The organism is Microseira wollei NIES-4236, from assembly GCF_020521235.1.
Lineage (GTDB): Bacteria > Cyanobacteriota > Cyanobacteriia > Cyanobacteriales > Aerosakkonemataceae > Microseira > Microseira wollei.
Genome location: NZ_BLAY01000095.1, coordinates 1 through 21,608 on the forward strand (window position 1 = coordinate 1; position 21,608 = coordinate 21,608).

At 45.0% G+C, this 21,608-nt stretch carries 27 protein-coding genes, 1 tRNA gene and 1 pseudogene; 12 read left to right on the top strand and 17 right to left on the bottom strand.

From position 1 onward, the window contains the following. On the top strand, positions 1-2,490 hold a 2,490-nt coding region (locus MiSe_RS27690; protein ID WP_226586571.1), incomplete at its 5' end, for a CHAT domain-containing protein. A 207-nt stretch (positions 2,491-2,697) separates the two neighbouring features. Here the strand turns inward: MiSe_RS27690 and MiSe_RS54025 are convergent. After that, positions 2,698-3,531, bottom strand: a pseudogene (locus MiSe_RS54025) (alpha/beta fold hydrolase). Between the two features lie 153 nt (positions 3,532-3,684). Continuing rightward, a tRNA-Val gene (locus MiSe_RS27700) sits at positions 3,685-3,756 on the bottom strand. A gap of 95 nt (positions 3,757-3,851) precedes the next feature. Between MiSe_RS27700 and MiSe_RS27705 the strand changes: the two genes are divergently transcribed. The 3 genes from MiSe_RS27705 (at position 3,852) to MiSe_RS27715 (ending at position 7,873) form a co-directional block, all read left to right on the top strand. Beyond that, positions 3,852-4,442, top strand: coding sequence for a metal-binding protein (locus MiSe_RS27705; protein WP_226586573.1), 591 nt, complete (start codon positions 3,852-3,854; stop codon positions 4,440-4,442). Between the two features lie 32 nt (positions 4,443-4,474). Next, a complete protein-coding gene (gene mazG / locus MiSe_RS27710; protein WP_226586574.1) occupies positions 4,475-5,341 on the top strand; it encodes a nucleoside triphosphate pyrophosphohydrolase in 867 nt (288 codons plus the stop codon). Positions 5,342-6,109: 768 nt separating this feature from the next. Continuing rightward, complete coding sequence (locus MiSe_RS27715; protein ID WP_226586575.1) at positions 6,110-7,873, top strand: multicopper oxidase family protein; 1,764 nt, start codon at positions 6,110-6,112, stop codon at positions 7,871-7,873. 101 nt (positions 7,874-7,974) lie between these two features. Here the strand turns inward: MiSe_RS27715 and MiSe_RS27720 are convergent, their stop codons facing one another. From MiSe_RS27720 to MiSe_RS27750, 7 genes are all read right to left on the bottom strand, one after another. Beyond that, a complete protein-coding gene (locus MiSe_RS27720) occupies positions 7,975-9,186 on the bottom strand; it encodes an acetate kinase (RefSeq protein ID WP_226586667.1) in 1,212 nt (403 codons plus the stop codon). 118 nt (positions 9,187-9,304) lie between these two features. After that, positions 9,305-9,688: a type II toxin-antitoxin system VapC family toxin gene (locus tag MiSe_RS27725; RefSeq protein ID WP_226586576.1), complete on the bottom strand. Its 384-nt coding sequence runs from the start codon at positions 9,686-9,688 to the stop codon at positions 9,305-9,307. Position 9,689: 1 nt separating this feature from the next. Next, positions 9,690-9,911: a type II toxin-antitoxin system VapB family antitoxin gene (gene vapB, locus MiSe_RS27730; protein WP_226586577.1), complete on the bottom strand. Its 222-nt coding sequence runs from the start codon at positions 9,909-9,911 to the stop codon at positions 9,690-9,692. Between the two features lie 153 nt (positions 9,912-10,064). Further along, entirely contained in the window at positions 10,065-10,538 is a 474-nt protein-coding gene (locus tag MiSe_RS27735) for a type II toxin-antitoxin system VapC family toxin (protein WP_226586578.1), read from the bottom strand. Continuing rightward, entirely contained in the window at positions 10,501-10,881 is a 381-nt protein-coding gene (locus MiSe_RS27740) for a hypothetical protein (RefSeq protein WP_226586580.1), read from the bottom strand. Before MiSe_RS27740 ends, MiSe_RS27735 begins: the two co-directional genes overlap by 38 nt. 249 nt (positions 10,882-11,130) lie before the next feature. Then, positions 11,131-11,595: a type II toxin-antitoxin system VapC family toxin gene (locus tag MiSe_RS27745; RefSeq protein ID WP_226586582.1), complete on the bottom strand. Its 465-nt coding sequence runs from the start codon at positions 11,593-11,595 to the stop codon at positions 11,131-11,133. After that, positions 11,592-11,975, bottom strand: coding sequence for a hypothetical protein (locus MiSe_RS27750; RefSeq protein WP_226586586.1), 384 nt, complete (start codon positions 11,973-11,975; stop codon positions 11,592-11,594). The genes MiSe_RS27745 and MiSe_RS27750 overlap by 4 nt, the downstream gene beginning before the upstream one ends. A gap of 114 nt (positions 11,976-12,089) precedes the next feature. Here MiSe_RS27750 and MiSe_RS27755 point away from each other — a divergent pair, with 114 nt between their 5' ends. The 4 genes from MiSe_RS27755 (at position 12,090) to MiSe_RS27770 (ending at position 13,091) form a co-directional block, all read left to right on the top strand. Beyond that, positions 12,090-12,320: a type II toxin-antitoxin system Phd/YefM family antitoxin gene (locus tag MiSe_RS27755; RefSeq protein WP_444980560.1), complete on the top strand. Its 231-nt coding sequence runs from the start codon at positions 12,090-12,092 to the stop codon at positions 12,318-12,320. Next, positions 12,317-12,463, top strand: a complete 147-nt coding sequence (locus MiSe_RS27760) for a hypothetical protein (RefSeq protein WP_226586590.1) — start codon at positions 12,317-12,319, stop codon at positions 12,461-12,463. Before MiSe_RS27755 ends, MiSe_RS27760 begins: the two co-directional genes overlap by 4 nt. 80 nt (positions 12,464-12,543) lie before the next feature. Beyond that, complete coding sequence (locus tag MiSe_RS27765) at positions 12,544-12,888, top strand: hypothetical protein (protein WP_226586592.1); 345 nt, start codon at positions 12,544-12,546, stop codon at positions 12,886-12,888. Next, positions 12,885-13,091: a hypothetical protein gene (locus tag MiSe_RS27770; RefSeq protein ID WP_226586594.1), complete on the top strand. Its 207-nt coding sequence runs from the start codon at positions 12,885-12,887 to the stop codon at positions 13,089-13,091. The genes MiSe_RS27765 and MiSe_RS27770 overlap by 4 nt, the downstream gene beginning before the upstream one ends. Positions 13,092-13,117: 26 nt before the next feature. On the opposite strand, the gene MiSe_RS27775 is transcribed toward MiSe_RS27770, so the two are convergent. Further along, positions 13,118-13,294, bottom strand: coding sequence for a hypothetical protein (locus MiSe_RS27775; RefSeq protein ID WP_226586597.1), 177 nt, complete (start codon positions 13,292-13,294; stop codon positions 13,118-13,120). Between the two features lie 101 nt (positions 13,295-13,395). Here MiSe_RS27775 and MiSe_RS27780 point away from each other — a divergent pair, with 101 nt between their 5' ends. Both MiSe_RS27780 and MiSe_RS27785 read left to right on the top strand, forming a co-directional pair. After that, entirely contained in the window at positions 13,396-13,842 is a 447-nt protein-coding gene (locus tag MiSe_RS27780; protein WP_226586599.1) for a DUF6932 family protein, read from the top strand. Then, positions 13,839-14,357: a helix-turn-helix domain-containing protein gene (locus tag MiSe_RS27785; RefSeq protein ID WP_226586601.1), complete on the top strand. Its 519-nt coding sequence runs from the start codon at positions 13,839-13,841 to the stop codon at positions 14,355-14,357. Before MiSe_RS27780 ends, MiSe_RS27785 begins: the two co-directional genes overlap by 4 nt. Here the strand turns inward: MiSe_RS27785 and MiSe_RS27790 are convergent. Together MiSe_RS27790 and MiSe_RS27795 are read right to left on the bottom strand one after the other, a co-directional pair. Further along, the gene (locus MiSe_RS27790) at positions 14,354-14,608 is read right to left on the bottom strand and encodes a hypothetical protein (protein WP_226586604.1); all 255 of its coding nucleotides are present in this window, start codon (positions 14,606-14,608) and stop codon (positions 14,354-14,356) included. The genes MiSe_RS27785 and MiSe_RS27790 overlap by 4 nt on opposite strands. Continuing rightward, positions 14,605-15,156 (bottom strand): RDD family protein, encoded by a 552-nt coding sequence (locus MiSe_RS27795; RefSeq protein WP_226586606.1) that lies wholly within the window; start codon positions 15,154-15,156, stop codon positions 14,605-14,607. Before MiSe_RS27795 ends, MiSe_RS27790 begins: the two co-directional genes overlap by 4 nt. A 237-nt stretch (positions 15,157-15,393) precedes the next feature. Here MiSe_RS27795 and MiSe_RS27800 point away from each other — a divergent pair, with 237 nt between their 5' ends. Both MiSe_RS27800 and MiSe_RS27805 read left to right on the top strand, forming a co-directional pair. Then, complete coding sequence (locus MiSe_RS27800) at positions 15,394-16,782, top strand: helix-turn-helix domain-containing protein (RefSeq protein WP_226586608.1); 1,389 nt, start codon at positions 15,394-15,396, stop codon at positions 16,780-16,782. A gap of 71 nt (positions 16,783-16,853) precedes the next feature. Further along, the gene (locus MiSe_RS27805) at positions 16,854-17,444 is read left to right on the top strand and encodes a Uma2 family endonuclease (RefSeq protein WP_226586610.1); all 591 of its coding nucleotides are present in this window, start codon (positions 16,854-16,856) and stop codon (positions 17,442-17,444) included. An 80-nt stretch (positions 17,445-17,524) separates the two neighbouring features. Here the strand turns inward: MiSe_RS27805 and MiSe_RS27810 are convergent, their stop codons facing one another. The 5 genes from MiSe_RS27810 to MiSe_RS27825 form a co-directional block, all read right to left on the bottom strand. Continuing rightward, positions 17,525-18,163 (bottom strand): histidine phosphatase family protein, encoded by a 639-nt coding sequence (locus MiSe_RS27810; protein ID WP_226586611.1) that lies wholly within the window; start codon positions 18,161-18,163, stop codon positions 17,525-17,527. Positions 18,164-18,214: 51 nt separating this feature from the next. Beyond that, the gene (locus MiSe_RS51230) at positions 18,215-18,349 is read right to left on the bottom strand and encodes a hypothetical protein (RefSeq protein WP_264196710.1); all 135 of its coding nucleotides are present in this window, start codon (positions 18,347-18,349) and stop codon (positions 18,215-18,217) included. A 30-nt stretch (positions 18,350-18,379) separates the two neighbouring features. Next, a complete protein-coding gene (locus MiSe_RS27815; protein ID WP_226586613.1) occupies positions 18,380-20,014 on the bottom strand; it encodes an alpha-D-glucose phosphate-specific phosphoglucomutase in 1,635 nt (544 codons plus the stop codon). 74 nt (positions 20,015-20,088) lie between these two features. Next, a complete protein-coding gene (cas6, locus tag MiSe_RS27820; RefSeq protein ID WP_226586618.1) occupies positions 20,089-21,237 on the bottom strand; it encodes a CRISPR-associated endoribonuclease Cas6 in 1,149 nt (382 codons plus the stop codon). 113 nt (positions 21,238-21,350) lie between these two features. Further along, positions 21,351-21,605 (bottom strand): hypothetical protein, encoded by a 255-nt coding sequence (locus MiSe_RS27825; protein WP_226586619.1) that lies wholly within the window; start codon positions 21,603-21,605, stop codon positions 21,351-21,353. Between the last annotated feature and the right edge of the window lie 3 nt (positions 21,606-21,608).

The following is a 21,608-nucleotide window of genomic DNA, read 5'->3' on the forward strand; positions in this document are numbered from 1 at the left end:
ATTCACAGGGAAATTGGCAACAAAGCGGGGGAAGCGACGACTCTCAGCCACATTGGGTTAGTTTACCTTTATCTAGCTCAGTATCCCAAAGCCCTAGAACTCTATCAGCAAGCCTTAGCCATTTACAGGGAAATTGACAACAAAGCAGCGGAAGCGACGACTCTCAGCGGCATTGGGTTAGTTTATAACAATCGAGGACAGTATCCCAAAGCCTTAGAGTTTTATCAGCAAGCCTTAGCCATTCACAGGGAAATTGGCAACAAAGCGGGGGAAGCGACGACTCTCAGCCACATTGGGTTAGTTTACCTTTATCTAGCTCAGTATCCCAAAGCCCTAGAACTCTATCAGCAAGCCTTAGCCATTTACAAGGAAATTGGCAACAAAGCAGGGGAAGGGCAGACCCTCAGCGGCATTGGGTCAGTTTACCGCAATCTAGGACAGTATCCCAAAGCCTTAGAGTTTTATCAGCAAGCCTTAGCCATTCACAGGGAAATTGGCAACAAAGCGGCGGAAGCGACGACTCTCAGCAACATTGGGTCAGTTTACAACAATCTAGCTCAGTATCCCAAAGCCTTAGAGTTTTATCAGCAAGCCTTAGCCATTCACAGGGAAATTGGCAACAAAGCGGCGGAAGCGACGACTCTCAGCGGCATTGGGTTAGTTTATAACAATCTAGGACAGTATCCCAAAGCTCTAGAATTCTATCAGCAAGCCTTAGCCATTCACAGGGAAATTGGCAATAAAGTGGGGGAAGGGGATACTCTCAACAATATTGGGCAAGTTTACCTCAATCTAGCTCAGTATCCCAAAGCCCTAGAATTCTATCAGCAAGCCTTAGCCATTCACAGGGAAATTGGCAACAAAGCGGGGGAAGGGAGGACTCTCAGTAACATAGGTGACTTGCTAGCCAAACAGAACCAGCCAGAATTAGCGATCGCTTTCTACAAGCAATCGGTCAATGTTACAGAAACAATTCGGCAAGATTTACGAGTGCTATCACGAGTACAACAGGAATCCTATACACAAACCGTTGCAGGCAGCTATCGCGCTTTAGCCGATTTATTAATAGCTCAAGGACGAATTTTAGAAGCGCAAGAAGTATTAGAACTCCTGAAAAACCAAGAATTACGCGACTACACCCGCAATGCCAGGGCGGGGGGTCAAACTTCCGGCATTGCCTTAAATGCCACCGAGGAACAGATTATTAAACAATATGGCAGCTTGATAGCATTTGGACGGCAGGTAGATGAGTGCAAGCAAACCCAGTGCAGTCAATTAAGCCAACTCAACGAACAGCTACAAGCTGTGACCGAGCAGTATAATCAGACTGTGCAGGCATTGAAAAAACCGATAAGCGATCGCCTAGCCCAAGACCGCGCCTTCCTCAATCCCGAAACCCTCGCCGGTCGCAAAGCCAAAGAAATAGTCGAATCTCAACCCAATACAATACTAATTTATCCCTTTGTCCTGGAAGACAAAATCTGGCTGCTGTGGGCATCAAAAGGGGGCATAATCAAAAGCATCCAAGTTCCTGTCAATCGGCGTCAACTAGGGCAAGCAGTCGTAGAATTTCGCCAAGTCGTGCAAGATTCTAATTCAGGAATTAACGAAGTTCAAACAGCAGGAAAAAAACTTTACGACTGGCTCATTAAACCCCTCGAACCCGAATTAAAAGCCAATAAGATTCAAAATTTAGTCTTCTCCTTAGACCAGGTAACGCGCTACATACCGATCGGCGCTTTGTTTGATGGCAAACAATATTTGATTGAAAACTATAGCGTTTCTACAGTGCTATCAGCCGACCTGACAGACTTGCGCGATCGCCTCCCTTCCGGCACGCAAAACACCCCCGTTCTAGCATTAGGATTATCCAATGCCGTTGCAGGCTTTAATTCCCTCCCCAACGTACCAGCAGAATTAGATGCGATCGTGCGAAATCAACCCACCGATACCCAAGGAATATATCCCGGTACCAAGTTCCTCAACGGTGCCTTTGACTTTGCCACATTGCGCGATAACTTAATAGGAAAAAAGATATTGCACATCGCCACCCACGGAGATTTCGTCCGGGGACGCCCAGAAGAATCCTTTCTTTTATTAGGCACGGGTGAAAAGTTAACCATACCCCAAATAGAAACCTTACAAGATTTAAGCGACGTGCATTTAGTCGTCTTATCCGCTTGCGAAACAGCACTAGGTGGCCCCGACGCCGATGGTTTAGAAATAGCAGGCATTAGCTATTATTTTCTCAATCGAGGAGCTAAAGCAGTAATGGCATCTCTATGGCAAGTGAGCGATAGAAGTACCAGTCTGTTAATGCAAAATTTCTACAGCAATTTAGCCAATGGGAATATCACAAAAACCGCAGCATTGCGACAAGCACAACTGAGTTTGCTCAAGGGCAATCCCTCGGCAACTGCTAGCAATCAGCCGCAATTTGCTCATCCCTACTACTGGGCAGCATTTATTTTAATTGGCAATGGACTATAAAGGTAATCGGTAATTGCCTCGTATCAAACCCGCCAGGGAATAAATTCCAAGGGCTTTTAGCGAAAGTCCGTTAAAACAAACTGATTTGATAGAATTTAGTCGGTTAATTACCCTCGTTCCCCAGGCGGTCACCTGGGAACGCCATTAGCCATTAGCCATTAGCCATTAGCCATTAGCCATTAGCCATTAGCCATTAGCCATTAGCCATTAGCGATTAGCCATTAGCCACTCGCGCATATACTGAATTACCAATTGTGGCTGTTCCTGCTGCACCCAGTGACTGCAATTGGGAATGTACTTAATTTGGAAATCCTTCACAAAAGTTTCTGTTCCGTAGGTGAGTTCCTTACCAAGTGCCGTATCGTTTTCCCCCCAAATCATCAAAGTAGGAACATCGAGGACGCCCCAGGAGCGATTTAAGAGTCCATGCTGAAAAACATTGCGGTAATAATTCAACATCGCCGTTAAAGCACCGGGTTTTGCTGCCGCCTCTTTGTAGGCATTAATATCTTCCTGGGTGAAAGCTGTTTTATCAATCGCCATTCCTTTGAAAGCAGTTTCAATTGATTGATAATTGTTCCATTGCAACTGCAATTATGGTATAATTGGTAATTGAAAAAAGAAAATATACCAACTGCGGAGCAACTGTTGAGGCGTCATTAACCCAGAACCAAATTTAGCCGGGTGGGGGATATTCATCACGCTCAAGCGTTCTACCATTTCGGGATGGGCGTAGGCGAAACACCAAGCAATACCACCCCCCCAGTCATGGGCAACTAACACGCAACTAGAGTATCCCAGTCCTTTAATAACACCCTCGATATCTTTGATAAACTCATCCATCACATACGCCGATTTTTCCGATGGTTTATCGCTGTCGTTATAACCGCGCAAATCGAGAGCAACGACCTTATAATCTTGAGCAAATTCCAAGATTAAATGTCGCCAGGAATACCAAAATTCCGGAAAACCGTGCAACATCAGCATTAACGGCCCTTCTCCCTGGGTGACGTAATGCAGTTTGATGCCTTGTAGCTCGATCTGTTTACCTTCCGTTTACCCTTGGCAAGGATTCAACCCTTACGAAAAAAGGTGATTACAGCCAAGGCAACTGAAGTTCTGTTTACCTTCTGTTTACCCTGCGCCCGCTGCGGGCATGACTGTAAACCCCTGAAAAGCTTATATAATAAGGGATGGGCAGTACTGGATTTGAACCAGTGGCTCTCTGCTTGTAAGGCAGATACTCTACCGCTGAGTTAACCGCCCGGTGTTTAACCGACTTTCTTATCATAGCACAGGGTCGCGAGAAAAGCGATAGTATTTTTCGAGAATATTTTTCTGGTGATACAGAACCAAAGTTCATGCCCTCTGGTCGGACGCACGATCGCATCACGTTGTGGAGCTTGCCTGTTGTGGCGGGCGGTACTTACGCGCTTACGCACAACGGCAATTTAACCTTGTTGCTGTCGGGAAGCTTTTTATTCGCGGGGTTGATGTTTGGTCCAGACTTGGATATCTACTCGCGGCAATATCAACGCTGGGGCTTCTTGCGGTGGATGTGGATACCTTACCAAAAAAGCCTGCGCCATCGGTCGATGCTGTCTCATGGGGTAATTATCGGTACGGTGGTGCGAAGTCTCTACCTTCTGGGTTGGATCGCGGTGGTAGGATTTTTGGGGTTACTCGTTGCCCAAGCGGTTTGGGATGTAACCTGGACATCTGAGGAAATAGCAGAATTAGCGATCGCCCACCTGCAACAGCACTATGGAGAATCGATTGCTGTTTTTCTCGGTTTGGAATTGGGGGCAATGAGTCATTATCTCAGCGACTGGGGCGGGAGTGTCTACAAGCGCTTTCAGGCTAAGGTGAGGAAGAAACGAACCGCCAAGACGCCAAGGACGCCAAGGGTAAGAGAGAAACGAACCGCCAAGACGCCAAGGACGCGAAGATAAGATGAAGAGGGGGTTTTGCAGGGTGTTTTTCTATGTCCAATTTTGAGGCATCGACTGAGTCTGCAATTGACGCACTGCGACGGCTAATTGAGGTGGTGGCTAAGTTGCGAAGTCCTGATGGGGGTTGTCCTTGGGATTTGGCTCAAACGCCTGCATCTCTGATACCTTATGTGATTGAAGAAGCCTACGAGACAGTCTATGCAATTCGTAGTGGAGATCAAGATGCGATCGCCGAAGAGTTGGGGGACTTGTTGTTACAGGTAGTACTGCAAGCTCAAATTGCTGGGGAATATGGTCAATTTAGCCTGAAAGAGGTGGCGCAAGGTATTGCCCAGAAGTTAATTCGCCGTCATCCTCACGTGTTTGCAGGTCTGGAAGTCCAGAGTGTAGATGAAGTCCGGCAAAATTGGGAACAAATCAAAGCGGCAGAAAAAGGTGAAACTCCTGAAGCACAACAGTTACTCAGTTCTAAACTCAGTCGATATTCCCGTACTCTACCGCCGTTAACAGCAGCGATGAAGATTTCCCAAAAAGCGGCAGCAGTCGGGTTTGAATGGGAAAATATCGAGGGTGTTTGGGCGAAATTTCAGGAAGAATTGGCGGAATTTCAACATGCGATCGCTCACGAAACAAAAGCAGAACAGCAAGCTGAGTTGGGAGATTTACTATTTGCTATAATTCAATTAGCTCGTTGGTATGACCTCGATCCGGCAGCAGGTTTGCAAGGCACAAACGAAAGATTTATTCAGCGACTGATAAAAATGGAAGCAGCAGCAGACCGGCCCCTGTCTGATTACACGTTAGATGAATTGGAACATCTTTGGCAACAAGCTAAGGCTGAATTAGCTGCTCAAAAGCAAGGGCAAGACCAAAATCAAAATAATAGCGATCGCACCTAGCTTCAACTTATCGAAATGGGTTGAAACCCTCGCGCTCAAAGTAATTAGGTCAGGACTTACCCACGACGAGGCCAGAAACCCGGTTTCGACCGTCGAACGCGAGTGCGGAAGGGAGGCATATCTCGAGTTTCCTCTCCCAACGATTTTTCGGATCACCTTTGTTTCTTTGCGTAAGTCCCGTAGGTGTTTCTAAATAAACAGAACACCCAGATACCCGACTTCTCGCGAGAAGTTGGGTATCTAGCTATTTCGGTCAAGCGGGCGAGGAAGCCCGCGTCCCTGTCTAAAGACAGGTTAAAGAAAAAAAAGATTTGTGTCGAGGCACGCAGCTCTCCAGTGTCCTGATTTAAATTTTTACATGCGCCCTATGGGATTTTACTAAGCGCTCTTTGGCTGAGTAGATATACAGGATTGAAAAGCTAAACCGATCTCGATTTAAAGTGTATTAATTTTGACGTAATTGCCAGGTGCCAAATCAGCTATCCAATGGGGAATTTCTTCAGATTTAATTAATTAAATAACAGGCAGCAGAAATTTATACTTTAAGCAAGTAGGCGATTATAATTAAACTCGGATATGTAAGCTTTTGTAAAAACTGGCAAAATTGGCAAAACAGCTAAAGTAGATTAGTTTTTATTAACTTATATAGCTGTGTTTGTTGATGTCTACCTACTGCCTTCCCCGGCTAAGGGTGGGAAGGGAATAAGCGCTAATTCAGATTAAATAAAGACGAAAACTATCTATATGGTTACCGACAAAAATGCCGCTATGCTTGGGCTGGTTGGAGGAAACCAAGCGATGGCTCCATTACCCGTGCCACCTTTGCTAAATCCCCAAACGGTTCCCAAGTTCGTTAATCCATTACCGAACCTCCTGGCGCCTGGATTCTTTATTGATGCCAGGAATGGAGGTAGGTTCAACATCTCGATCAGCCAGGGTACCCATAATTTTGGATTGGGGACGGGAATACCCCAAGGGCAGGCGTGGGGTTACCATAGTCCTTCGGCTCCGCTTTGGGATGCTGCTGGTCTGAATTACCTTGGACCTGCAATCGTGGTGCAGAAGGATGTACCCATTACGGTTAATTGGACTAGCAATCTCCCGAAACAACACCTGCTGCCGGTAGATACCTCGTTGCACTGGGCTTTTACAGGCACTAACTATACCATCAGCAACGACGGCGTTCCCGTGGTCACCCACCTACATGGCGGACGTAATAGATCCCAATACGACGGCCTTCCAGATGCCTGGTTTACTTCTACTGGCAAAGGGGGAAGGCTGGCGATCAACAATGGGAACGTTCAACCCTATACTTACTTCAACGACCAGGAAGCGGGTAACATCTGGTATCACGACCACGCTCTGGGCATCACTCGCCTGAATGTTTACGCTGGTTTGGCAGGTTTTTACATCGTTAGGGATCGGTACGATACCGGCGGTCACGACGATCTGAGGACGCCACAAAATGAAGGCAATCCCCTCGGACTTCCAGGTGGCTCCTATGAAATTCCCTTGGCGATTCAAGACCGCCAGTTTACTGCAAACGGTCAGCTTTTCTACCCATCCGCCCCGCCAGTTCCGGGCGCACCGAATCCCAGCGTCCTGCCGGAGTTTTTCGGCGATACGATCCTAGTTAACGGCAAAGCTTGGCCTGTGCTGGATGTAGAACCCCGCCAATATCGCTTCCGCTTGCTGAACGGATCTGATTCGCGGTCGTACAATCTGTTCTTTGACAAGGGAGTGAAGTTCTCCCAAATTGGGACAGATGTCGCCTTGCTGAATGCGCCGGTAGATGTGAATAAATTGTTCCTTGCTCCGGGGGAACGAGCTGATGTTGTGGTTGATTTCTCCAAATTGGCGGGGAAAACAATCGTGATGCAAAATAACGCCGCCGGACCGATGCGCCGACCAACGATCCTCGATCCGCAAACGACGGGGCAGATTATGGCGTTTCGCGTTAATAAGCCTTTAGACCCGAATTATCCGCTGACGCCGGTGCCTGCAACTTTGCGCGGAGGGGCAAATCAGCCAGCAGCGATCGCACCTTTAACCCCCACGATCGATCCAGTAACGGGGCAGCCAATAACTAAAAAACTGGCTTTGTTCGAGGGAACCGATGATGCCGGACGCATCAAACCTCAACTCGGAACCGTCGCCAATGGTGCCTTAAAGTGGGAAGACCCGATTACCGAGTATGTGAAGTTGGGCAATACCGAAGTCTGGGAATTCTACAACACCACCCCCGACGCCCATCCCATCCACTTGCACGAAACCTCGTTCCAAATTCTCAATCGGCAGAAGTTTACGGCGAATCAGCTATCCCCAACGGCACCTTTAACTAATATTAACCTTCTCGGACAGCCGAAGCCACCTGCTGCCAATGAGGCTGGCTGGAAAGACACGGTAGTGGTGAATCCAGGGGAAGTTGCCCGCATCGTCGCTAAGTTCGACCTGCCGGGAGAGTATGTTTGGCACTGCCACATCCTTTCTCACGAAGACCACGAGATGATGCGACCGTACCAAATTGTTTAACGCTAATTGCTAATTGCTAATTGCTAATATAGTATTTTTCCTGACATTAGCTATTAGCGATTAGCAATTAGCTGCACGTTTGAGATAACTAGCAACTTGCGTTAACTACTGTGAGCAAGTTGCCAGCATTCTTGCGCGATCGCCCAATCTTCTTGTGTATGAATCACCAATACTCGCACCTTTGAATCTGGCGTTGCAATATCTCGATCTTCTGACAATTTCTCCTGGTTTTGTTCTAAATCTAGTTTCAATCCCAGAAAGCCAAATGCTTCGCAAGCACCTGCCCGCACTTCGTAAGCATTTTCACCGATGCCTGCGGTAAAAATTAATGCATCTAATCCTCCCAAACTGGCGAGCATCGCACCGATGCTAGACCGCAAGCGATGGATGAAGATATCAAACGCTAGTTGGGCGCGATCGCTACCATTTGCCATCGCTTCCCCAATTTGCCGCATGTCATTCGAGACGCCGGAAACGCCCTTTAAACCCGACTGGCGATTCAGAATATCATCCAACTTATCAACTGTGTAATCTGGTTGCCGCAGCAGGTGAATTAAAATACCGGGGTCAATTGAACCGGAACGACTGCCCATCATCAATCCTTCCAAGGGCGTGAACCCCATTGTGGTGTCGATGCTGCGACCTTCACGTACTGCTGCGAGGGAACAACCGTTACCTAGATGGCAGGTAATTATACGTAATCGGTTTAAGTCTTTACCGAGAATTTGAGCCGCGCGCTGGGCGCAATATTGATGGCTGATGCCGTGAAAGCCATAGCGGCGAATCCCCATTTCCAGCCATTCGTATGGCCCCGGATAGACAAACGCAGCGGGGGGCAGGGTTGCGTGGAAGGCGGTATCAAATACTACTACTTGCGGAACGGTTGGCAAGATTTTCTCGATCGCTGCGATGCCTTCTAGATTAGCGGGATTGTGGACGGGAGCGAAGATGGAAAGATGTGCGATCGCATCCTTAACTTCCTTGGTAACAAATGTGCTTTGTCGATATTCTTCTCCCCCATGCACCACCCGATGACCGACGATGTTAATTTCCCCAGGATTTTCTATTACCTGAGTTTTTCCATTCCAAAGAGTTGCCAGCATTTGAGCAGTGCCATCCGCACGAGAAGAGGAAGGCAATGTTTCTTTTATTACATTTCCTTGGGCAGTTTTGACTTTGAGTTCTTGGTGCGTCCAGTCAATTTGAGCTTCCCAAAGAGGTTTTGGGGGATGTTCTGGAAGAGTCGCTCCTATTAGTTCGTAGAGGCAACTTTTTTGACTGCTCGATCCGGCATTTAGGACTAATATTTTCATAGGGGTGTTGATTGTGACTGGTGCGATCGCCCAGCGTTCCATAGGCAATCGCTACCCTTAGAATCATTGCACTGTTTGGTATTTGATTTGAGGGGCGATCGCTAGTATATCTCGTTCTTCATGACCACAGCCGCTGAACTGGATAAGCATCAAATGCCCCATCGCGACTAATTAAAACAAGAGAATGATTCATCGCCTGTGCTACCAAAATGCGATCGAAAGGATCTCTATGATGTAGAGGAAGATTTGCATACAACTGGATGTCTTCAAATGCAATTGGTAGCAGCTGAATATTAATGTATTGCAATTCCAGCCGCAGGTCTTGAAATGGTCGATTCAGTTGCAGCTTACCGAGATTAATTTTAATCGAAATTTCCCAAAGGCTGGCAATACTAAAATACCAACCTGTTTTAGTATCAATCGCTTCTTTTGCTTTACTACTTAGATTGGAATCGCCAAGCAAATACCAAAGAAAGGCATGAGTATCTAAAAGGAATTCCATGTTACATATATTCCTTTAGATCTTCGAGTGGTTGCTCGAAATCATCAGACATAACGATCTGACCAGCCCAACTACCATAACCGTGAAGTCGTTCAGGTTGTTCTTGAGATGATTCAGGTTTTGTGTATTTTTCAATTAAATATTCTGCATAATGCAGTATCTCTTTTTTTAAAGATTCTGGCATTTTGAGGATGGTTTGAAAAATTTCTATATCAATAGTCATGATTTCTGTGCAATTTTTACTAGGTCACATTCACGTATTATACCGTAATTGCAATCCGAAGGTGCGGCGATCGCTCTTTCCCAAAGCAACACTAAACGCCGATCGATGTTGGGTTTCGTTCCAAGGTCCCAACCTACGGGAGAGCAGCGATCGCTACAGCGTCCAATCTTCGATGGAGAGTCCGGGAACTTGACCAAAGTCTCGTTGGTTGCGAGTGACAATGGTAGCACCGATGGACAAGGCAATGGCTGCAATTCGCATATCTTTTTGCAGGCGATTTTTCCGTAAGGGTGGGTTATCTTTTAACAGTTTCTTGAGACAAGTATCAGCTTCGGGTGTAAAGTCCAGTAACTCAATAGTTTGGAGATATTTTACTGTTGTCCAAAGTTGTGAATAGAGTGCAGGTAGGTTATGCACTTGGGAAGGATCGTTAATTCTGACAACCCAGCCATTGAAGAGTTCTTGAACAGTGATAATCGTAACGGCAAATGGATGCTTTGCCGCCTTAGCAGTAAGTTGGGGATGATTGTAGAGAATCAGTGAAACGCAATCGGTATCTTTGAATATATCGACACACTTTCGATCGCCTCTACAGGTAATAGGAAGGATCGACTTCCGAGTCATCATCTGAGGTGCGTTCGGCGCGAATTGACTCCATAATTGCTACAAAATCAGCATCGTCTTTAAACACACCTGCAAATTTCATCCAATTAGGTTCTGAAGTCTGAATTGGTACGTTCCATGTAATCGCTTCAATATTTTTTAGCCGTTCTAAAAAGGTAGCTTGAATTTGTGCGTTCGCGATAGCGATGCGGAGCATTATCGCGGCTTCTCGTGTTTCTGCTTTGACTCGACAGTCGGGAAACTCTCTAACAGATGCCGCAACTTGCCCCGATGTGAGTGATTCTAGCAAGAGCGTCACCTTGAGGTTGTGGAATGGATCGGACTGCGACAACTCTAGGTTCATCATGTTAAAAGATTAATGATGATTTTTACCTTTATTGTATCGCAGACATCGATGTTTATGGAAGTTCGCTCATCCCCAAGGTTTGCAAGGCGATCGCTCTGTGTCCAATCATCGCATTGTCATGATGGAAATGGATAAGATTGTGAGTGAAAAAAGATTTTGGTTAACGTGCTTCAACCTAATTTAGAAGGAAAGGCGATCGTTATCCGTGCAAGCATTGTAATGCTTGGGAGTCTGCTGTGAAAAGTCAGGTCATGGCTCATTGACTTCAGGTGTCACTAATTCCTGCGGATGTACAACTGTAATGCTTGACGTGACTGTAAAATCACTTGGATTGAAGGTCAAAAGATGTGTAATTCCACCTGCAAGCATGACGGCAATGAGACGGGCATCATGAGTACGTTTACCCATAACTTTGCCATTTGTGACCAACTCTAACCAATTGGGAAAAATCTGTGGGGATTCTTCTATCAATGGGAAGCGATTAAGAAGCTCGTCTATTATGTTTCGCGTTTTTGAAGTAGTCCATCCTAAGCCATTTACTTCAACTGGTCGTGTGGCAACTACCCAAAGTTCAATCAATACTTGCGCTGTCAAAAAACATTCATTCCCTTGGTTTAGTAAATGATATACTGCTTCTGTAGCAAGATGATGTTGCAGATCCGAAGTGTTACAAAAACGCAAGACAACATTGGTATCTAGCAGATATCTTGTCATTCTTCGTAAATCAGATCGCGGCTAAAGGCTTCATCAGGTAAGCTTACACTTGTTGTAGGGAGTTGAGCAATCCAATCGCGGAACTCCCTAGCTCGTTCTGCTGCTGTTGCCGTTTGCCAAAAGGGAACAAAAGATGATGTAATCCGATCGGAACCAGACTCAATTAAGGTGATGAAATCAGCAATTTTCTTAAGTTGGTCTTCGTTTAATCTGTCTAATTCCTGTTTAAGCTTTTCTCGCAGCATAACTGATGGTTGGGTAAAAGCATGTTTATTATATTGTAATCGATCTAATCGACCCACGATGTGCGATACGTGAGTAGCGCATCCCTCAGTGCGATCGCCAAGCTTGTCGTAAGCGATCGCTCCGTGTCCAATCATCTCATTGGCATGGTGGAAAGGGTGTGCCTTGCCTTTTGCTTATGGGCGATCGCTCTTTGTCTAATCATCGGATTATCATACTAGAAATACAGTAAGATTGTGAACGGTCAAAAAATGTCACAAATTACCACGACTGAATTACCCCAAACCCTCCAGACTCTATTTATAGAGGTCGAACGTACCAAAACCCCTCTCACTGTCATTCATGAAGGAAAACCATTAGTGATTATTTATCCTGCGATCGCGCCAGCTCCACGCCCTGCATTTGGCGCAATGAAAGGAAGCGGTGAAATATTAGGAGATTTAATTGCTCCTGTTGCCCAACCGTGGGAAGTTTTAGAATGAAACTTTTACTAGATACTCACATTTGGCGCAAGGTATTTACTTGGCGACTCACGCCTATCGCTCCAACTTCAGACGGCGATCGCTCATCAGAAAAAAGAATTTGCGATCGCGCAAGCGTTATGGAAGTATATCGCACTGGTTAGGATGCGATCGCTGTTTATGCGTGGTAGTTGCAGCTTTCTTAGGTATGATGTAGTCTTGTCTTCTCTAGATCTGCGGCATAATGGCCAAATTACCAGACCAAACTTTAACTACTATCTTTTACTTGCAGCGACGGTTGGTAGAACTGATCGATGAAGCCAAAGCTACTGAGTTTGCTCTATTTGAACGGTTTGGCGAGAATGAGGAAACCCTGCCCGAATTAGACCAAATGCAAAGCAGTGTCGAGAGACTCAGAATGCCTTACTCGCGTTTACATACCTTGGCACTTGGGATAGCTGAATACCAGCCGATGGCGACCGATGCTATGCTAAACTTATTAGCTCAAACCATTGAACAGACTGAGGCATTGATCGGTGCTGTCGAGGCAAGCATTTCTGAAACCAAACAAAATTGGAATTTGCCATGAATCAACAATCTCAAATACCCGATCCCCAGACGAGAGCGCGAAGTGTGGCTAGGTGGCGCGAAGTTAACCAACAGATCGACTTGCTTACACTCCAGCTTGATGAATTAATTGCGATGGTAGAATCTGGTGTGCGGGAGCAACGTTTAGTTAGACTTCAGGGTAAAGGTAAAGATCGAGCAGCAACAGAAACTATTAAAGAGTAAGTTATGGTGTGGGCGATCGCCGCTCTTTATGCCTGCTGTTGCGATCGCGCAGCGGAAGGGAGGCATATCGCATAACGTGTTGTAGGCGATCGCTCATCAGAAAAAAGAATTTGCGATCGCGCAGCTAGCGGCAAGGCAATATCACAATGGTTAGGCAGCGATCGCGATAGCGAGCGGAGCATTATCGCTACCTGTTCAATCATCGCATTGATATAGTGTAAATGGCTCAACCTACGAGATAGCAGTGAATTAACTATGGTATGATTGATAAATAACAATTAATTTATAACATGAGTGTGAGGAAGTGATTCCAGAATTTGATGAAAATGGCAATCTACCACCAGGAGTTCATTTTTGCGAATGGGAGGAGTTTAATGAGAGATTTAATACAAATCTTAGAAGACAGAATATGATAAATGGGTTGGAACTAGCAATGACTCAGTTGAAAGCAGCAGGTTGTAGGACTATTTATATTAATGGTAGTTTTGTTACTATTGAACCAAACCCTAACGATTTTGATGCTTGTTACGATCGCGAAACTGTAGACATGAATAATCTGAGAGTTAATGCTCCTCGATTGTTTAATCATTATGACCGAAATGCTCAAAAAGCCAAATATAAAGGCGAGATTTTCCCAGCGGATCAACCCGTAGGTAATTACGGAGATAATTCTTTTGAGTTTTTTCAAAAGGATAGAAATAAAAATAAGAAAGGAATCATAGCAATAGATTTAATGAGGTGGTCACCATGATTAAAAATGAATTACAGTATGAAGTTAGTCAAGAATGGGTAGAAAAATTCACAAAAACTCTAGCAGCGATGGAGCAGGATGAAGAAGCAAAAAGAAAGGACTTTCTCAAATGGGATGCAAGTAGAGGTGCAATACAATGCCATTTGGATCAGTTAAATGAAGAAATAGCTGAATATGAAAGATTGATTAATTGTGATAAGAGCGAGCCGATCGAAATTGTAGTTGAGAATTTGAATAAACTGCCAGATGCTTTAATTAAAGCCCGGATCGCCGCCAAAATGAGTGAAAAAGAATTAGCTGAAATGCTAGGAATTGACGAAAATCGGATTAAGGAGCATGAGGCTAAAAATTATCAAACAGCTAGTTTTGTGGAAATACTTGATATTAGCTTTGCTTTGGGGTTGGAGTTTAAAACGGCTGTGATGCAGGTAGATTTTGAGCAAATAGAGGAACTTAAAGAAAGTGCAAAAAAATGGCATGAACAAAGAAGGAAAATGTCAAGTAAAGCATCTTAAAAAAATATGATTGTCAAAACAAAGTGCTGAATATGTCGGGTTTGTTGGCTGTGAATTAGATCGGGAGGCGATCGCTCTTTTATTTTAGGCGATCGCTCATCAGAAAAAAGAATTTGCGATCGCCTAGCGTGTCGTAGGCGATCGCTCTGTCTCCAATCATCCCATTGGCATGGTGGAAATAGATAAGATTGTGAGTGAAAAAAGAGGTTGGGTTTACTTGCGTTAAACCAACCTATAACATCAGTGTTCACTCTTTATTTTGGTGTTTTTTTTCAAAAACTACAGTTCCACTAATCAAATCATGAAGTGCCTGACTCTTCTCAGTGAAGGGAACTGGAAGAAAGTCAGCCAGAGCTAATAACGTGAAGAATACAAAAGCAAAATACCTTCCTGTTGCCCTGCCAAAAGATATTTTATTTTGATTTAGGTCAGATACAGTAAGCCCAAAGGCTCTTTTACCTAGCGTAGCCTGTCTAGGAGAACTATGATTGATCGAGTGGTAAAGCCAACCCACAACGATCAATATCAAAAAACCTAGTTGATCGCTGGCTTCAGAACTGGTCGTAATGCTTGTCAATAACGCTGAAAAAAACACCAATAGTAACGCATAGACGATTGAGGCTAAGACAAACCAGATAACCAAGTCAAGGAGAAAAGCTAAGAAACGCTTTCCAATGTTTGCATACTGCATTTCTAAAATCCTTAATGGCTGAACACAGACATAAAGCTTCACGATACTGCCCTTACCAATAGCTTGAGCGGCATAACTATTAATTAGACTGCAACTGCGGTCTAGCACACCATTACAAGATATAAAACGGTAAGCGTTTAATCACTAAACTTATGCTTTAATATTCTTCACCATAATCATTTCTGAATCCAGAATTTGTGTAAATTTCAACTGTTTAATTTTGCCGATAATTTTACCTAAAATTCAGTATTTTTAATCTAATTTAATCTAAAAATGTACTAGAATGTACTAAAAAGCCGGAAAAGTAAGCTATAATACACAAAACGATCGCGTTTCTCAGAACAGATGAATCTTGAACAAGTGTTAAAACTAGCTGATGAGATAGTATTTGCCAAAACGGGTCAGCATCTTGACGATTTACAAGCAGCGATACTGCGAGGAACTCTACAACGCGAGACATATAAGCAAATAGCTAAGGATTTTGAATGTTCTGAAAGTAGTGTGAGGAATGCGGGTTCGGAATTATGGCGGATACTTTCTGAACAGTTAGGGGAAAAAGTTAGTAAATCGAATTTGCGATCGACAATGGAGAGGTTTCAAAACTCTAATGTTTTAAACTTTGCACACTTTGCACAAAACGTGAGCGGTAGTTTCAACATTTGTAGAGAAGCTAGACACCCGCCAGATATACCAAACTCACACGCACATAATCAAGAAACATCTAACTCACAACAAACTGAAAACTCGCATCAAGATTTAAGCGAGATGCCGGAGTTGGGTGATTTCTGCGATCGCATCCCCGAACTCGACACCCTCACCACCTGGATTTTACAACAACGCTGTCGCCTCATAGCCCTCACAGGCATCAGCGGTATCGGCAAAACAACACTAGCTGTGCAACTCGTACAACAAATAAAAGATGAGTTTGAATACGTAATTTGGTGCAGTCTAGACGAATCCTACACCCTAGACGAATTTGAACATAAACTGATACAGTTTTTCTCCCAGTCAGAAAACTTAGATTTATCCAAAACTTTACCCCTAATTAAATATTTACAAAAGCATCGCTGCTTAGTCGTATTAGATGACGTTCACAATCTTTTCTGTAGCGGCGAATTGGCAGGAAAGTATAAACCAGGATACGAAGAATATCGCTCTTTTTTCAAACAGATAGAAAAATTATCTCATCAAAGTTGCTTTGTGTTAATCGGTTGGGAACATCCTAGAGAAGTGAATCAAGTTAAAAGTCAAAATACTGCCATTCGTACCTTACAACTCAAAGGTTTAGATATCGCAGCGGCACGGGAAATACTGAGAGAATACGGTTTAGAAGAATCCGAAGCACTGATTCACCGCTACCAAGGCAATCCGTTATGGTTAAAAAGTATCGCGACTCTGATTCTTGAGTTGGGAGGATGCGTGAATGAGTTATTACCAAATGATACTATATTATTACCGGAAGATTTGAAAGATGTTTTAGAGGAACAGTGCGATCGCTTATCCCAAATCGAAAAACAAGTCCTCTCCTTATTGGCGAAAGAAACCCAACCAGTCACCCTAGCAAAATTGCTAGAAAATGGCACAATTACATCTTCAGAATTAATCAACGCGCTGCAATCTTTATCGCGACGCTGCTTGATAGAACAACAAGGAAGTTTTTACGATCTGCCACCTATATTGAAGCAGTATGCGATCGCCAATAATTATCCCAGGAATACTGAACCGTTAACTTAACTTCGATCGGTAGTTCCTGCCTATCGTTATACTGGATAAGGGCTACTCATTTTTAGTGGAGCATTATCCCTATGACATTACAAGTTTCAGAACCAATAACAACTGTTAAAGAACAGCGATTTACTTTACCAGGTTATTATACTTGGGCGCAATTTGAGGCGATACAATCATTAATGGCAGATGCACCTGGTTTGCGAATTACTTATTTAGATGGGTGTGTGGAGTTTATGACACTAGGTGAAGACCACGAACAGATAAAAAGCGTTCTGGCTATATTTATAGCACTTTACTTGTTTGAGAAAGGAATTAAATTCATTCCTGTAGGAAGTGCAACTCGCAGGGACAAGAGCAAAGATGTCTCATTTGAACCGGATGAATCTTACTATTTAGAGGAGAAAAAAGAACATCCAGATTTGGCAATTGAAGTCACTATTACCAGCGGCGGCATAGATAAACTAGAAAAGTACAAGCGGTTGAAAATTGCTGAAGTCTGGTTTTGGGAAAATAATCAACTTCTGCTTTATCGACTGCGCGAACAAAATTATGAGCAAATTTCCAGGAGTGAATTTTTGCCGGATTTAGATATTGCTTTGCTAGTGCGCTGCGTGCAAATGTCTGATATTTTGGCAGCGAGGACTGAGTTTATTAATGGGATGCGGTAAATTGGTTAGACTGGATTATTTGATTGTTTGTAAACTTAGTGCTTCAGTAACATAGTAATCTGGCTCGATTTTCCTCCGATCTAAGTACCTGGTAAATTACGCAAATCTTCATCCATGTAAGAGCGATCGCCCAAAATTTCCAACAACGGCCCGTGGGTATCAAATTTTACCACACTCACCGAAGCGGCGAGGGCGCCCAAGCGATCGCGATACCTTCCCAAATCAATTCCCAATAAGCTGCACAGAATAATTCGGATCGTAGCTTTGTGGGAAACAACGAGGACATTACCCGTCGGATGCTTTTGCTCAATTTCTGCAATAACTAGCGAGGCGCGACTAGCTAGTTGTACAGCAGTTTCGCCGCCAGTAGGGGGATTCCAAGCAGGTTCGGTTAACCAGCGGACGTAATCATCTTGATAATTTTCCTTGACAAATTCGGCTGTTTGTCCTTCCCATTCTCCGTATTTAATTTCTTTCAATCCATCCCGCAGTTGCATTTCCATTCCCACCGCATCGCACAAAGGTTTTGCAGTAGCAATCGTGCGTTTCATCGGACTGACGTAAATAGCTTCCCAAGGCAAAGATTGATATGCTTTGGCAAAAGCTGCTGCCATTTTGTGACCTTCGGGTGTTAGTTCGGGGTCGATTTCACCGCAGTAACCTCCATTGCGGCTGTATGTTGTTTCTCCATGTCGTATAAAATACAGTTTTAGACTCATAAATAATTGCTAATTGCTAATTGCTAATTGCTAATTGTTAATTGCTAATTGCTAATTATACCTCACCAAAAACTCTTGTGGGGTGGGCGTCTCGCCTGCCCTAGTAATTGGTAATTGGTCAGGGTTGGATCGATCGTAGGGGCACGGCGTCGAATAACTGTTGATTTTTACCAGAAATTTTACCATGCCGTGCCCCTACAGGTTTGGCAATAACAATTAGGTAATAACTGTGGGTTTATCCATCCCAGTAAAGTTGCGAATTTGGGCAATTTCGTCAGCGATCGCAATCAATTCTCCTAATGCTTGTTGCGGATCGAGGTTGTGTTTGGCAATGTTGGGTTCGTAACTTTCGAGATACACCCGCAACGTCGCACCTTTGGTTCCCGTCCCGGAAAGACGAAACACAATCCGAGATCCATCGGTAAAACCGATGCGAATTCCTTGTTTTGTACTCACGCTACCATCGATGGGATCGGTATAGCTAAAATCGTCGCAAAACTCGACTTGATACGCCCCAAATTGCTTACCTTTGAGAGTCGGCATTTGCTCGTATATATGAGCGATTAATTGATTCGCCCGTTCGGTTGCGACTTCCTCGTAATCGTGGCGAGAATAGTAATTGCGACCGTAAATTTGCCAGTGTTCGCGCACAATTTCAGCCACGGGTTGTTGACGCACTGCGAGGATATTTAACCAAAACAGTACCGCCCACAATCCATCTTTTTCCCGCACGTGATTGGAACCCGTACCGAAACTTTCTTCGCCGCACAACGTTGCTTTATCGGCATCTAATAAATTGCCGAAAAATTTCCAACCCGTGGGAGTTTCGTAGCAGTCAATTCCCAGTTTAGCCGCAACTCGGTCTGGGGCTTGACTGGTGGGCATGGAACGTGCTATTCCTGCCAAACCCGAACTGTAACCGGGGACTAATTTGGCATTGGCGGCTAAGATAGCCAAACTATCGCTGGGAGTGACGAAGAAATTGCGTCCTAAAATCATATTGCGATCGCCATCCCCATCGGAAGCCGCCCCAAAATCCGGCGCATTCTCACCAAAGAGAATCTCTACCAAATCGTGAGCATACACTAAATTCGGGTCTGGATGTCCCTCGCCGAAGTCTTCCAGGGGGACGCCGTTGATAACGGTTCCCGCAGGTGCGCCTAAGCTTTGTTCAAAAATAGCATGAGCGTAAGGCCCCGTCACCGCGTGCATCGAGTCAACGCACATTCTGAACGAACCACCCGTCAAAAGTTGGCGGATGCGGTCAAAATCAAACAGCGATTCCATCAACTCTTGATAATCTTGCACCGAGTCGATGACTTCGACCACCATATTTCCTAACTTGGATTCGCCCAAGGTATCGATATCTACATCTGATGCTTCCAGAATCTGGTATTTGTCGATTACTTTACTGCGGGAATAGATAGCTTCGGTAACTTTCTCCGGAGCGGGGCCGCCATTGCTGATGTTATATTTGACACCAAAGTCACCCTGGGGGCCACCGGGGTTGTGACTGGCAGAAAGCACAATGCCACCGAAGGCATTATATTTGCGAATGACGCAGGAAGTTGCGGGGGTGGATAGAATACCCTGATGGCCTACTTTAACTTGTCCCACGCCATTGGCTGCTGCCATTTTGAGGATAATTTGAATTGCTTGACGGTTGTAATAACGCCCGTCACCGCCCAGGACGAGGGTTTGTCCCTGAAAACCTTCTAAACTGTCAAAAATCGACTGGACGAAGTTTTCCAGATAATGGGGTTGCTGGAAAACCGGGACTGATTTGCGAAGTCCGGAAGTACCGGGTTTTTGGTCGGAAAACGGTTGAGTGGAAATCGTTTGGATGTTCATCGGTCATGGGTCAGCGGTGCCTCATGAATTATAGAACTATGCGTTCTAGGAGCGATCGCTTTTCTCCAACCAGTTCAAACCCGTTCCGATTCGGGTGCTTTCAACGCCCGCCGCGCCAATTTGGCATAGGTTTTCACGGTTTCGTAGGGCATTTCTAAGTCGGTGGCAATGGTTTGCAATGACTCGCCTAACTCCCGTCTCGCCAAGATTGTCGCCCTGGTTTCGCATACTTCCCTGGCGCGATCGCCTCCGGTGCGTTTTTGTGTTTCCATAAATAGTTGAGTCAGTTGTTCGATTCGTTCTGCTAACAAACTTTGCACTCCCGGTTTAGCAATTTCTGGCGACTCGACTAACCAACCAAAGCGCGTTTGTCCTAATCCAAAGGTGGTTTTATGTCCCGTGCCGCAATAAGGTGCCAATCGCAACAAGGCATAAAATAGCTGGACAAAATGCGGTTGTTTCGCCGCTTCGGTGGCTAAACCTAACTCAATTGCGCCAGTAAATCCGGTCACCATGCCTTTTTTTCCTGCTGCTACTTTCACCGACTCTAAGCGATGGCGATAGATTAAAACCCATTCATCTACCCATTCTAAAAAAGATTCTTGTTCAAACGGCATTCCGGAAAAATCATTCCAGCGGCGCAGGTAGCTGTGAAACAAGTTTACCGGAACAGGTAGGGGAAAGTGATGTTTTTTGCGGCGAAAGCTAGTCGGCGTCAGAAAGCTAAGTTTGACGGTAGGAGATTGATTGGTTTGGAATTGGTATAACTCGCGATAAGTGGTGGGAGAAAGGGCAATTTTACAACCACGAATCTGTAAAGCATGCGCGTTTCGCAATTCGATGGCGGCGGGGAGTTGTTGCACCCATTGGGATAACCACTGCACGACTGGTTGGGAAACAGCGGTAACGTACCAGCGATAAGTTTGGTTTGCTTGCAATTGAAAGTCTTTACCAGAGGTGAGTAAGTTACCTTCTAACCCAGAGATGGTAAAAGGTTTTTCTGATTCTCCATCGTGTAAATATGCGGATAATTCTGGATTGGTTTGGCGCACTCGATCTAAAAACCAAGCGTGGAGTCTGACTGCGTATTGTGCGTCAAGATAAGTATCGCTGGTGGGGGATAATTCTAATACTAATCCGACTATATCTGTATCTTCGGGCCAGGTGAGGTTTGTTTGAGGAGAAGTTTTGCTTTTTCTCGTGCGCGTTTTGGGTACAGTCATGGTCGCGACTGGGTGGAATTAGGGGATATTGTACCCGAGTTCCGTCCCCTTTTGGGGAATAGCGAACATGACGATTGCGCCAGAAACCCGGTTTTTTGGAAAAACCGGGTTTCTTATGTGCGATCGCTTTTAGCTTCTGAGTTTCTATTCTGAGATCTTGCACCAATAGACTGGGCGGGCGGGACGCCCACCCCACAAGAGGCTGGTTTTTCTTGTGGGATGGGCATAGATCCCGTCTCGCGCCCACCCCACAAGCGGCTGGTTTTTCTTGTGGGATGGGCATAGATCCCGTCTCGCGCCCACCCCACAAGCGGCTGGTTTTTCTTGTGGGATGGGCATAGATCCCGTCTCGCCCATGTCAGGTGCAAGAT